General features: G+C 60.1%; 10 protein-coding genes. 1 reads left to right on the top strand and 9 read right to left on the bottom strand.

Annotated features, from left to right (window positions below):
- The 9 genes from LH464_RS06665 to LH464_RS06625 form a co-directional block, all read right to left on the bottom strand.
- Positions 1-729, bottom strand: coding sequence for a nucleotidyltransferase family protein (locus LH464_RS06665; protein ID WP_226785594.1), 729 nt, complete (start codon positions 727-729; stop codon positions 1-3).
- A gap of 22 nt (positions 730-751) precedes the next feature.
- Positions 752-2,263: a tRNA (adenosine(37)-N6)-threonylcarbamoyltransferase complex ATPase subunit type 1 TsaE gene (gene tsaE, locus LH464_RS06660; RefSeq protein ID WP_226785593.1), complete on the bottom strand. Its 1,512-nt coding sequence runs from the start codon at positions 2,261-2,263 to the stop codon at positions 752-754.
- A complete protein-coding gene (locus LH464_RS06655; RefSeq protein ID WP_226785592.1) occupies positions 2,260-4,842 on the bottom strand; it encodes a PAS domain-containing sensor histidine kinase in 2,583 nt (860 codons plus the stop codon). The genes tsaE and LH464_RS06655 overlap by 4 nt, the downstream gene beginning before the upstream one ends.
- A 190-nt stretch (positions 4,843-5,032) precedes the next feature.
- Positions 5,033-6,433 carry an adenosylhomocysteinase gene (ahcY, locus tag LH464_RS06650; RefSeq protein ID WP_226785591.1) on the bottom strand — a complete coding sequence of 467 codons (1,401 nt, stop codon included), beginning with the start codon at positions 6,431-6,433 and terminating at the stop codon, positions 5,033-5,035.
- 142 nt (positions 6,434-6,575) lie between these two features.
- Positions 6,576-6,851: an HPr family phosphocarrier protein gene (locus tag LH464_RS06645; protein WP_226785590.1), complete on the bottom strand. Its 276-nt coding sequence runs from the start codon at positions 6,849-6,851 to the stop codon at positions 6,576-6,578.
- A gap of 11 nt (positions 6,852-6,862) precedes the next feature.
- Positions 6,863-7,264, bottom strand: a complete 402-nt coding sequence (locus tag LH464_RS06640) for a PTS sugar transporter subunit IIA (protein ID WP_226785589.1) — start codon at positions 7,262-7,264, stop codon at positions 6,863-6,865.
- Between the two features lie 122 nt (positions 7,265-7,386).
- On the bottom strand, positions 7,387-7,851 hold the full coding sequence (locus LH464_RS06635) for an HPr kinase/phosphorylase (RefSeq protein WP_226785588.1): 465 nt from the start codon (positions 7,849-7,851) through the stop codon (positions 7,387-7,389).
- Complete coding sequence (locus LH464_RS06630) at positions 7,848-9,605, bottom strand: sensor histidine kinase (protein ID WP_226785747.1); 1,758 nt, start codon at positions 9,603-9,605, stop codon at positions 7,848-7,850. Before LH464_RS06630 ends, LH464_RS06635 begins: the two co-directional genes overlap by 4 nt.
- A 100-nt stretch (positions 9,606-9,705) precedes the next feature.
- Positions 9,706-10,431 carry a response regulator transcription factor gene (locus tag LH464_RS06625; RefSeq protein WP_226785746.1) on the bottom strand — a complete coding sequence of 242 codons (726 nt, stop codon included), beginning with the start codon at positions 10,429-10,431 and terminating at the stop codon, positions 9,706-9,708.
- A gap of 329 nt (positions 10,432-10,760) precedes the next feature.
- Between LH464_RS06625 and LH464_RS06620 the strand changes: the two genes are divergently transcribed.
- Positions 10,761-12,371 carry a phosphoenolpyruvate carboxykinase gene (locus LH464_RS06620; protein ID WP_226785587.1) on the top strand — a complete coding sequence of 537 codons (1,611 nt, stop codon included), beginning with the start codon at positions 10,761-10,763 and terminating at the stop codon, positions 12,369-12,371.
- Positions 12,372-12,423: the final 52 nt, after the last annotated feature.

Genomic DNA, 12,423 nt, shown 5'->3' with positions numbered 1-12,423 from the left:
TCAGGCCTCCGCCGTGAAGCGCGCGAGGACCTCCTCCGCGTCGTCGAGCGCCTCTGGTGTTCCGACGGTCAGCCAGTGGCCATTCAGGACCAGACCGTGCAGTCGGCCGCGTTCGATCGCCCTGTCGAAGTAGAGATTGAGGTTGAAGGCGTCGTCCGGCGCATCGTCGAACAGCGAGGAATTGAGCGCAATGGCACCGGCATAGACGAGAGGCTCCGCGCCATCTGTGTAACGGCTCAGCCGGCCGTCGGCGTCGAGCTGGAAATCCTTCTTGCCGTTATGACCCGTGGTGTCTTGAAGCCGTACGCACAGCAGCGCCATGTCCATCGAGGCCGGATCAAAGAATTCCGCAAGCCGCTGCAGGTTCGTGGGTTGGTTTCGTGGCTCGCCGACCCAGAAGAGGTCGGAATTCATCACGAAAAGCGGGCCGGGCTTGAGCAGCTTGATGCCTTTGGCGAGCCCGCCGCCGGAATTCATCAGCCGGTCGCGTTCGTCGGAGACGATCACGTCGAGCCGTGGATAGCGCGCCAGATGTAATTCCATCTGATCGGCGAAATGGTGGACATTCACGGCCGCGCGGCGAACGCCGGCATCGGCGAGCGCATCGAGCGCATAGTCGATCATCGGTTTGCCGGCGACGCGCACCAGCGGCTTCGGCATCGTATCGGTGATCGGGCGAAGGCGGGTTCCGAGCCCCGCCGCCAGCACCATGGCCTGGGTGATCTTCATGCCTTGCTTTCTAAAGCAGGGCTCATGATTCGGGTAGGGTTATTCCGGCTTTCATGCACCACTCGCGCAACGGTGAAAGTGTTTCGTGGCTCAGCGCTGCCGCCAGATAAGACAGCGTGCGCGGCATATGCTTCATGTAGCCCGGCTTGCCGTCGCGCTGCATCAGCCGTACCCAGAGGCCAGCCAGCTTGCAGTTGCGTTGCGCCGACATGATCGCGAAGGCCTTCAGGAAGGTTTTCTCGTCGAAATTTCCCTGCCGATGCCTTAGCGCCAGGTAGTCGGCCATCATCTGTTCGGCCAAGGGCTTTGGAATATCGACGCGGGCGTCCTGGACGATGGAGGCGAGGTCGTAGGCGGTTGGCCCGATCATGGCATCCTGGAAATCGATGAGCCCAACGCGCCGGACGCCGACTTCCTGCGGGCGCCAGATGATGTTCGGCGAATGGAAGTCGCGCAGGAGAAGGTTCTTCTCGGCATTGTCGAGTTTGCCGATCAGCTCGTCCCAGATCGAAAGATAGTCCTGCCGTTCCTCGTCGGTCGGCTGTGCACCGCGCTTCCAGGGCAGGTGCCAGTCGAGAAGCAGACGGGCTTCCATCTTCATCGCTACAGGATCGAAGTCCGGGATGTGATGGACGTGGTCGGTATCCACGGCCAAGTCCTGACGCATCGGATGGTCGTGCAGGAAGGCGAGGCAGACGACGCTTTCCCGATAACGGTCGTCGATCGGCTGGCCGTCGTCGTCAACCACGCCCTCGCTTCCAAGGTCTTGGAGGAGAACGATGCCCTGTTCGTAGTCCACATGCAGGACTTTGGGTGACGCCAGCCCGATTTCCCTCAGGTAGTTGGAAATCGCGACGAAGGGATAGGCGTTTTCCGCCAGATGGGCGACCTTCGGATAGGGTTTGCCATCGAGAACAGGCGGTCCTTCGGGCTGCCTTGGCCAATCCATGAGGACGTAAGTCGAGCCGTCGCCCAAGGTGGTGCTCTCGTAAGCCCGGATGGAGGCATCGCCGGTCAGATAGCGACGACCGGCACCAGCATATCCCCACCGGTCAAGGCATTCCCGAATGGCCAGCGATCGCCTGATGCGCTTCAAGGCAGCATCCGGCCCGTGCAGTGTCGCAAGGCGGCCGTGATCCTGGTGCTCAAGGCGCAGCGTAAGCCGCGAGGGTGGTAGCAGCTCGTCTGCCATCTCCGGCCACTCCACAAGGCAGATGCCCGAAGCAAGCGCCTCGTCGAACCCCAGTTCATAGAGTTCCGAAGGATCACCAAGGCGGTAGAGATCGAAGTGCGAAACAGGGATGCGCAGCTCGTAGGATTGAACCAGCGTGAACGTCGGCGAGGGGACTTCGAGCTGGTCGTCATCGGCAAGCGCTCGCAACAGTGCGCGCGCCAATGTGGATTTCCCGGCGCCGAGATCGCCCGACAGCGCCAGGCAGTCGCCCGCTTTCAGGGCAAGCGCGAGATCCTCACCGAAGCGCTTGGTGGCGGCCTCGTCGGCGAGCTCCAGAACAATCGGCTGACTGGCCGTCATTCTGCAGCAGCGATGGAGCGCATGGTTGCGCCTGTGGGGATGCGGCATGTGACGGTCGTGCCGCTGCCGGGCTGGCTGTCGATGCTGACTTCACCCTTGTGCAGGTGGACAAAGCTCTCGACGATGGAAAGGCCGAGCCCTGCCCCGCTCCGTTTGCCGCCGCGGGGGTTGGATGCAAAGCGGTTGAATACGGTGCTCAGCATGTCTTGGGGAATGCCCGGACCGTTGTCCGAAACGGAGAAGAAAACGTCCGAATCTGTGCGCCGGCAGTTCAGCGTTATGGTGCTGCCCTCAGGCGCGAATTTCGCCGCGTTGGTCAGCAGCTTCAAGAGGATCTGCTTCAATCTCTGCTGGTCGGCGACGATGCTGCCGAGACCCGTTGGGGCAGTGATCTCCAGGGTGACCTCGTTTTCGTGCAACCGGTCGGCGATCTGCATGGCGACGTCATCGAGAAGGTCGTCGATGCTGACCTCCGCATAATCGAGATGCATGATACCGGCATCAACGGTCGCGAGATCGAGGATATCGTTGACGATGGTGAGCAGCAGTGACGACGACGTCGAGATGTGCTCGATATACTCGGCCTGCCGCTCGCTGAGTGGTCCGACGCCGGGCGTCTTCAACAGATCGGTAAATCCGATGATATTGGTCAGCGGCGATCGCAATTCGTAGGAAACGTGCTGGACAAAATCGTTCTTGATCTCGTCCGCCCTCCGCAGTGCTTCGTTCTTTTCCGTCAGCGCGCGCTCGGCCCGCGCACTCGCCGTCATGTCGACGAAGGTGAACATCGTCTGGGCGTTCGGAAGCGGAGTGACCGCGTAATCCAGGATCAGGCCCGAATAGAGCTCGAACGTCCCCTGCAGCGAGGGTCTCTCGTCGTCGCAATTGGTCAGCATCTGGCCAAAACGGCGCCAGCCGTCTGGCTTGTCATAGGACGGTGCGCAGGCCTCCTCAACGGTGCGGATGTGGGTGCCGGGCGTTGCCTGCTCTGCGGTAACGCCCCAGAGTGCACGGAATGCGGGGTTGGACAGGCGGATGCGGCCATCGGGGCCGAACACCGCTACGCCTTCGGAAAGGTGGTCGATCGTTTCGCCCTGAACCTTCACGAGGGTATTGTAGCGCGTTTCTAGATCCACCTGTTCGGTGAGGTTCTCGAAGACCCAGGTCGCGCCGCCCTGGGGATGCGCCGTGGCGATAACCCGCAATGTCTGACCGTTCGGCAGGTGCCAAAGGTCGGTCTTGGTATCAAGCGCCTGGTAGACCGACAGCGCTGATTCCTTCCATGTCCGCCAGTTGAGCTGTTCGGGCAGCTTGTTGGCGCTGCGCAACCGGTCGAGCAGTTCGTTGTTGTCCGGCCGTGAATCCAGGAAGCCGAGATCGAAGCCCCACAATGTGACGAAAGCCTGGTTATAGAATTGCAGGCGACGGTCCCGGTCGAAGATCGCAACGGGCGTTGCGAGATGATCGAGAGTTTCCGCGTGGCTGCGCAGCGTCCGTTTCAGTTCCTCGCGGACGGCTTCGGCCTCCGATACGTCGATGGCCATGCCGGCGGAGCCGCCGGTAGCGACCACGTCGACGATTTCGTAAATCGTTCGGTTTCCTTGCACGACGGTGGATATCCGATCGTGGAAGGGCGACGTCGGGGTCGAGTTGGCGCGAATGTTCTCGCGTGAGATCGTGCCGAGGAACTCTCGCGCCTCGCCGACTGCCTGGGTCGGGTTGGATGCATCCACAGCGTCGCTATAGGCATGGTTGACCCAGGTGAGTTTGCCGTCGTTGTCGCGGCGCCAGACCGGCTGTTCGATCGTGTCGAGGAGGGACTGGAAGAGTGTGATGGATCCTCGAAGCCGCTCCCGCTCGATTTTCAACTCTGCGAGCTCGGCGCGCAGGTTGTTGAGGGCTATGAAACGTACGAAGGCCTTTCCGCCAGAGACGCGGCCCTGCACTTCGAGGATTTCATCCCGATTGGTTTCGACGACCATGTCGAAGCTGCGGGCGTCGCTGCGAAGCGCCTCCACGGCCCCGTCGAGTTCGCCGGCCGAGCCGGACCGCAGCCAGCGGCCGAAGGCAAGAAACTCTCGGTCGTTCTGGGGTGCTCCGGTATCGGCCGGCAGGTGACCAAGAACTTCCGGCCGCGAATTCGAGCCTTCCCAGATAATGATCCGGCGGTTCTTTTCCGCGATCAGCGCCTCGTATTTCGAAATTCGTTGTTGCGCCTCGGAGAGTGCAGAGCGCATCTCCTGCGTCTCAGCCTCCATATTGCCGCGCTGGCGCACCAGCCAGAGGACGGAAAGAAGTGCGGCACCCAAGGCCCCGACGATCAGCGACGAGATGGCGACCTCAGTGGAGGAAAACAGTCTCCCGGTGGGATCGGCCTGTTGCTGCGCGAGGGCACCGGTTGCCAATGTTGCAAGAGCGCTGCCGGAAAGGAGCGCGCGCAATGGAAACTTCCGACGAGCCGAAGCCTTCGGTTTGGAAGAGGCCCTGGAAGCGTCATCCCCGTTGTCGTCTTGTGACGAAGCTGCGCCATCGCAACGGGAATCCACCTCTTGAGGGAGGTTCTTTTTGTTCACCGACATCTCCGGTCTGTCTCCGTCCTTTGCCGCATCTCGACAAGACATCCCATTTCGCCCTTGCCCGAAGCAGGAGCGAATCGACATCTCAGACAATACTTGGTTAAGGAATCGGCGGGAAGGGTGAGCGCAAAAAAGAAGCCGCGGTCTCGTCAAGACCGCGGCCATCAATATGTTGTGGATGAAAGGTCTAGATTTAGTACCTGTAGTGTTCCGCCTTGAACGGACCCTGCTGAGACACGCCGATATAGCTTGCCTGTTCTTCAGAAAGTTCCGTGAGTTTCACGCCGAGCTTGCCGAGGTGAAGGCGCGCAACCTTCTCGTCGAGGTGCTTCGGCAGGATATAGACGTCGTTCTTGTACTCGTCCTGCTTGGTGAACAGCTCGATCTGCGCCAGCGTCTGGTTGGTGAACGATGCCGACATGACGAAGGACGGGTGGCCGGTGGCGTTACCCAGGTTCAGCAGGCGTCCCTCCGAAAGAAGGATGATGCGGTTGCCCTTCGGGAACTCGATCAGGTCGACCTGCGGCTTGACGTTGGTCCACTTGAGGTTCTTGAGAGCCGCAACCTGGATCTCGTTGTCGAAGTGGCCGATATTGCCGACGATGGCCATGTCCTTCATCGCACGCATGTGGTCGATGCGGATGACGTCCTTGTTGCCGGTTGTGGTGATGAAGATATCGGCTGAATCGACGACATCTTCAAGACCGACCACTTCGAACCCGTCCATGGCGGCCTGAAGGGCGCAGATCGGATCGACTTCCGTAACCTTGACGCGGGCGCCGGCACCGGCGAGCGACGCCGCGGAGCCCTTGCCCACATCGCCGTAGCCGCAGACAACGGCAACCTTGCCGGCCATCATCACGTCGGTGCCGCGGCGGATGCCATCGACCAGCGATTCCTTGCAGCCGTACTTGTTGTCGAACTTGGACTTTGTGACCGAGTCGTTGACGTTGATCGCGGGGAAGGGCAGCAGGCCCTTCTTGGAAAGTTCATAGAGACGATGAACGCCGGTCGTGGTTTCTTCGGTCACGCCCTTGATGGCGTCGCGCTGCTTGGTGAACCAGCCCGGCGATGCCTGGAGGCGCTTCTTGATCTGCGCGATGAGGATTTCTTCTTCTTCCGAGGTCGGGTTCGAAAGAACGTCCTCGCCGGCTTCGGCGCGGGCACCGAGCAGGATGTACATGGTGGCGTCGCCGCCGTCATCGAGGATCATGTTGGAGAGCCCGCCGTCGGCCCACTGGAAGATCTTGTCGGTGTATTCCCAGTACTCCGTCAGAGACTCGCCCTTGACGGCAAAGACCGGTACGCCCGTGGCCGCGATCGCGGCAGCGGCGTGGTCCTGGGTGGAGAAGATGTTGCACGAAGCCCAGCGTACGTCGGCGCCGAGTGCCGTCAGTGTCTCGATCAGAACGGCCGTCTGGATCGTCATGTGCAGCGAACCGGAAATCCGGGCGCCCTTGAGCGGCTTGCTTTCACCGAATTCAGTGCGGCAAGCCATCAGGCCTGGCATTTCGGTTTCCGCGATGTCCAGTTCTTTCCGGCCGTATGAGGCAAGCTCGATGTCGGCGACGATGTAATCTTTTTCAGTGCTCATGAAGCTCTCCAGCTGAAAATGTGCTGTGGACGCCGGAGGCGCCTCCGCAGACCAGTCGGCAGCCGGTTTATCAGGCTTGCCGGCTGCTGGCAACGGGACATAAAGAAGTGTTTATATGTTTATGTCGCCTGAAGGCGGAGCGTCAGGCGTCTTCGCCAAATTTGTTGGCCACCAGGTGCTCCAGGGCGTCCAGGGCTTCAGTCGCCTGCGGACCGCAGGCCGTGACCTCGACGCTGCAGCCTGTGCTGGCCGCCAGCATCATCAGACCCATGATCGACATGCCGCCGACACTGGTCCCGTCTTTCGTGACCGTAACCTCGGCCTGATACTGGCCGACGGTCTGCACGAATTTCGCGGAAGCTCGGGCATGCAGGCCACGCTTGTTGATGATGAGGAGTTCGCGGGACTGAGAGGACATGTGTCTTATGCTTACTTGCCGCTCAAGACGCGGCTGGCGACGTTGATGTACTTGCGGCCGGCTTCCGATGCATCGACAAGCGCCTTGTCCATGTCGTTCTCGCTGCGGATCCCCGCAAGCTTGATCAGCATTGGCAGGTTCACACCGGCAATGACCTCGATGCGGCCGCTGTCCATGACGGAGATCGACAAGTTCGACGGCGTGCCGCCGAACATGTCCGTCAGGATGATCGTGCCGTGACCATCATCGGCGCGATCGATCGCATCCAAGATGTCCTGACGCCGCTGATCCATGTCGTCTTCAGGGCCGATGGATACGGTTTCGATGTACTTCTGAGGACCGACGACATGCTCGAGTGCATGTCGAAATTCTTCAGCCAGCTTGCCATGCGTGACAAGCACAAGTCCGATCATGAATTCCCCCTGCTCCGGAAACAAGCGGCCAATATCGCATTGCACAAAGGCCGTCCAGCGGTGGGAAGCCATCTTCGCCATGTAGAGTTGAAGTGCAAGTCAAAAATCCGTTGCTTCGACGTTCAGAACGTCCGCGGTATACCGATATCTGGATAAAAAGCAGCGATTATGGCCAACGGCTCCTGTGCTTCCTGCACCATTCGAAGCTGTGGTAGCGACCCAATTCCCGGGATGTCGAAGACTTCCCCTTCCGGGGGCAGTCGTTCCATGGAATTGCGTTCGACGAGCAACACGGCAAGGTGAATGGGCGCGGATGGAATATGCGGCAGACGTGCAATCCCGCTTCCCCTGATCTCGATCAGTCCCGCGATTGTATCAGGACATGTGGCAAACAGTGCGCCGTCCTTCTGGGACAGGAAAACCTGGTCGTCGGCGATAAGTGCCGCGAATGCGGCCGAACGTCGCGCTGCAACCATGCAGTTGAATGCGGTGATTGATTTTCCAGCCCCCGATGGTCCGATGAAGAGCAGTCCTGCTTCGCGGACCACGATAGCGGTTGCGTGTACGTTGACCGGTACTGCGGTCATTGTTGTTCCCCTGCCGGAAACGAGAGGACAAAGCGGGCGCCTTTGATCTCACCGGTTTTGGCGTCGATGATGTTCTCCGCCCTCAGTGTGCCGCCGTGCGCTTCCGCAATCTGGCGGCTGATCGACAGCCCAAGCCCTGAATTCTGCCCGAAACTCTCGCCTTCTGGGCGATCGGTGTAGAAGCGCTCGAAGATCCGATCGATGTCTTCCGCCTGTATCCCGGGGCCGTTGTCCTCGACTGTGATGTTGGTGCGTCCGCGGGATTGAAACAGACGGATGGCGATCCGGCCGCTCTGTTCGGGGACAAAGGACCGGGCGTTTTCGATAAGGTTTGTGATGATCTGCCCGAGCCGCAGGTCGTGGCCGTTGACGACGAACGCCGATTTGGCGAGGCCCTTGTTCTCGACGGTCAGGTTGATCTCGACGGGCTTGCGGCCGCTGCGGATCTGCCGCGAAATGTCGACGAGGTTGCTGAGCAATGCCTGAAGATCGACGGGTGAAGAATCCGTGCGGGCCAGCTCGGCATCGAGGCGGGAAGCATCCGAGATATCGCTGATCAGGCGGTCGAGCCGGCGCACGTCGTGGAAGATGATTTCCGTCAATCGGCGTTTCGCATCGTCCGTTTTTGCGAGCGGCAGAGTTTCCACCGCACTCCGGAGGGAGGTGAGGGGGTTCTTCAGCTCATGGCTGACGTCAGCCGCAAAGCTTTCAATGGCATCGATACGGTCGTAGAGCGCATTCGTCATTTCACGAAGTGCAATCGAAAGGTTGCCGATCTCGTCCTGGCGGTAGGCGAAGTCGGGAATTTCCTCACGTTGCTTTGCGCCACGACGAACGCGGATGGCCGCTGCCGCGAGCCGCCGTAGCGGATTTGCGATCGTCGACGAGAGCAGCAGCGACAAGAGGATGTTGACCAGGGTCGCCACCCCGAAGACGCGCATGATCGCGAGCCGTTCCGCGTGGACGATCTTGTCGATATCACCTGCCTGGGTCGATAGGAGAAGGACGCCGAGGACGGCCCGAAACCGTTGCACGGGGACTGCGACGGAAACGATCAGTTCGCCCTTTTCTGTAATACGGACGACGGCGCCACGTACGCCGGTCAGCGCATTCATGACTTCCGGATAGATCGAACCATCGCCACCGGGTGCCTCCTTGTAGATAGGAAGGTTGCGCTGCTGCAGCATGCGGTTGAAGAGACCGGCAGTCCAGTCGCTCCAGCTCGTCGCCTCATGCTCGACGGGCGGCAGATCGAAGCGCAGCACCTGGCCTCGGGAATACAAATGTCGGGAATCGAGAAGCAGATTGGCGTCTGCATCGAACATGCGCGCACGGGTACGGGTCGGTGAGATCAGCCGGCGGAGGACCGGTGCCACCCTATCCGGGTCGATGGGAAAATCGAGGTCCTCATCGTTGGGGACCGGTGTGATGCTCTGCCCGGCTTGAAGCTCCAGAAGCTTTTCGGGATCGATGGTGATCGAATTGGTGTCGACCGAGGCGGACGCCGATATTGCTCCGGCAATGATCTCGCCCTGGGTCAGCAGGCTCTCTACGCGCGCGTCGATCAACCCTTCGCGAAACTGGTTGAGGTACAGGATGCCGCCGACAAGAACGACGGTTGCGGCGATGTTGAAGAACAGGATTCGGCGTGTGAGGCTCGAAAAGACCGCATGGCCGAATACGCGCCGTATAAGGGTAAAGGGATGCGACCAGATGCGCCGTGGTGCACGGCGCATCTCGGAATCATCGATCATCTCGCTTTCGAGCAGTTGATCTGCCACCAAACGTCCTCTCAAAGGACCGGCTTTGAGCCCGGCCAGGCATGGCTTTCACGCCGGGCGCGGAAGCGGCCAGTCAGGCCGCTTCGCGGAAGCGATAGCCAACGCCGTAGAGCGTTTCGATCATATCGAAGTCGCCGTCAACCATCTTGAACTTCTTGCGCAGGCGCTTGATGTGGCTGTCGATAGTGCGGTCGTCGACATAGACCTGCTCGTCATAGGCAGCGTCCATGAGGGCGTCGCGGCTCTTTACCACGCCGGGGCGCTGGGCCAGCGAATGGAGGATCAGGAATTCCGTCACGGTCAACGTGACCGGCTCGCCCCTCCAGGTACAGGTGTGGCGTTCCTGGTCCATCAGCAGCTGACCGCGCTCGAGCGTGCGCGCCTGTTGCGCGTCGATGCCCGGCTTCGCGCCGATTGCGCCGCCCTGTGTCTCCCGCGCGGTGGCGCGCCGAAGGATCGCCTTCACACGCTCGACCAAGAGTCGCTGGGAGAACGGCTTGGTGATGAAGTCGTCCGCACCCATCTTGAGGCCGAACAATTCGTCGATCTCCTCGTCCTTGGATGTCAGGAAGATTACTGGAATGTCGGATTTCTGCCGAAGCCGGCGTAACAGTTCCATGCCGTCCATGCGCGGCATCTTGATATCGAAGATCGCCAAATGCGGCGGCCGTGCAAGGAGGCCGTCGAGTGCGGACGCACCATCGGTATAGGTCTCGACCTTGTAGCCTTCCGCTTCAAGCGCAATCGATACCGAGGTGAGAATGTTGCGATCGTCGTCTACGAGCGCGATTGTCTGCATGCTCTCCGTCTCCATCATCATTTTGCGCATCTCCTGGAGTAACCCCAGCCAGGTTCGGCAAATCCGCCGTTGCGCGTTGTGAGTATAAAGGTGGAACAAATTGTGGCAAAGATAGATGCCGCTCCAGGGAATACAATTATAGCTCATCCTTCGCCGACTGGTCAGCGGCGGGAACTAAAACAGATACTAAACCGATTTAATCTGGAATAAATTTTTTTAAATCGATTAAATAATTGATATCATTGTGTTATTAGGGGGGTTGCTATTGCTCTTTGCGTGAACGAGAGCTAGTTGGTGGGAAATATCAACACCTAGTGAAGGAAGCGCGCATGCAGGAGTTTGGACTTTTCAATCCGTCCAATGGGGTCGCAGCGATCGGCTTCACCGACGTTTCCCGCGTGAATTACAACCTCCTGGAAACGGAGCTTTGCGAGGAATCGATCCGTAAGGGCGAAGCTGACCTGACCGCCGATGGCGCATTGCGGGCCGTGACCGGCCAGCACACCGGCCGCTCGCCGAAGGACAAGTTCGTCGTCCGCGACGAAAAGACCGAAGGCGCCATCTGGTGGGACAACAACAAACCGATGTCCCCGGATCACTTCGACATCCTGCATCGTGACATGCTGGCGCATGCCGCCGGTAAAACGCTTTATGTCCAGGACCTGATCGGTGGCGCCGATCCCGAGAACGCTTTGCCGACACGCGTCATCACCGAGTTTGCCTGGCATGCGCTGTTTATCCGCAACCTGCTGATCCGACCCAGCCGCGAAGCAATTGCAACCTTCGTACAGAAGCTGACGATCATCAACTTGCCGAGCTTTCGAGCCGATCCGGCGCGGCATGGTTGCCGCACTGAAACTGTGATCGCCTGCGATCTGACGCGCGGTATCGTCTTGATCGGCGGTACCTCCTATGCGGGTGAGAACAAGAAATCCGTCTTCACGGTGCTGAATTACCTGCTGCCTGCAAAGAGCGTCATGCCGATGCACTGCTCGGCGAATGTTGGACCGGACGGGGATGCCGCAGTGTTTTTCGGCTTGTCGGGTACCGGCAAGACGACGCTGTCCGCCGACCCGAGCCGCACGCTCATTGGCGACGACGAGCACGGCTGGGGTGAGAACGGGATCTTCAACTTCGAAGGCGGCTGCTATGCCAAGGCGATCAGGCTCTCGGCCGAAGCCGAGCCTGAGATCTACGCGGCGACGCGGCGGTTCGGCACCGTACTCGAGAATGTCGTGCTCGATGAAAATCGCGTACCCGATTTCGACGATGCCTCGTTGACGGAAAACACCCGCAGCGCGTATCCGTTGCACTTCATCCCGAATGCATCGGAGACCGGCATCGCGCCGCATCCGAAGACGATCATCATGCTGACCGCTGATGCATTCGGTGTCATGCCGCCGATCGCCAGACTGACACCGGAACAGGCCATGTACCACTTCCTCTCCGGCTACACGGCCAAGGTTGCCGGAACCGAAAAGGGCGTGACGGAGCCGGAGGCCACCTTCTCGACCTGCTTCGGCGCTCCCTTTATGCCTCGCCACCCGGCAGAATACGGCAACCTCCTGAAGGAGCTGATCGCCCGCCATGGCGTCGATTGCTGGCTGGTCAACACCGGCTGGACCGGTGGTGCCTATGGCGTCGGTCGCCGCATGCCGATAAAGGCGACCCGCGCCTTGCTGACGGCGGCACTCACCGGGGAACTCAAGAAGGCCGAGTTCCGCACCGATCCGAACTTCGGCTTTGCTGTTCCGATTGCAGCAGAAGGCATCGACACGGCGATCCTCGACCCGCGCTCCACCTGGGCCGACGGTGCAGCTTACGACGTGCAGGCGAAGAAGTTGGTTTCGATGTTCATCGCCAACTTCGAGAAGTTCGAAGGCCATGTCGACAGCAAGGTCCGCGATGCGGCACCCGTACTGCTGACTGCCGCCGAATAAAAGGCGGCGGATTCACGTGAAACTCTAAACCGCCGGTCTCGATCGAGACCGG

The sequence above is a fragment of the Pseudorhizobium xiangyangii genome (assembly GCF_020531965.1).
Taxonomy (GTDB): domain Bacteria; phylum Pseudomonadota; class Alphaproteobacteria; order Rhizobiales; family Rhizobiaceae; genus Neorhizobium; species Neorhizobium xiangyangii.
This window is presented reverse-complemented; position numbering and strand designations above follow the sequence as displayed.

Coding starts and splice junctions, on each gene's coding strand:
- LH464_RS06635 (WP_226785588.1), bottom strand. CDS start 7,851: ATGACCGCAGTACCGGTCAACGTACACGCAACCGCTATCGTGGTCCGC.
- tsaE (WP_226785593.1), bottom strand. CDS start 2,263: ATGACGGCCAGTCAGCCGATTGTTCTGGAGCTCGCCGACGAGGCCGCC.
- ahcY (WP_226785591.1), bottom strand. CDS start 6,433: ATGAGCACTGAAAAAGATTACATCGTCGCCGACATCGAGCTTGCCTCA.
- LH464_RS06625 (WP_226785746.1), bottom strand. CDS start 10,431: ATGCAGACAATCGCGCTCGTAGACGACGATCGCAACATTCTCACCTCG.
- LH464_RS06665 (WP_226785594.1), bottom strand. CDS start 729: ATGAAGATCACCCAGGCCATGGTGCTGGCGGCGGGGCTCGGAACCCGC.
- LH464_RS06655 (WP_226785592.1), bottom strand. CDS start 4,842: ATGTCGGTGAACAAAAAGAACCTCCCTCAAGAGGTGGATTCCCGTTGC.
- LH464_RS06640 (WP_226785589.1), bottom strand. CDS start 7,264: ATGATCGGACTTGTGCTTGTCACGCATGGCAAGCTGGCTGAAGAATTT.
- LH464_RS06620 (WP_226785587.1), top strand. CDS start 10,761: ATGCAGGAGTTTGGACTTTTCAATCCGTCCAATGGGGTCGCAGCGATC.
- LH464_RS06630 (WP_226785747.1), bottom strand. CDS start 9,605: ATGATCGATGATTCCGAGATGCGCCGTGCACCACGGCGCATCTGGTCG.
- LH464_RS06645 (WP_226785590.1), bottom strand. CDS start 6,851: ATGTCCTCTCAGTCCCGCGAACTCCTCATCATCAACAAGCGTGGCCTG.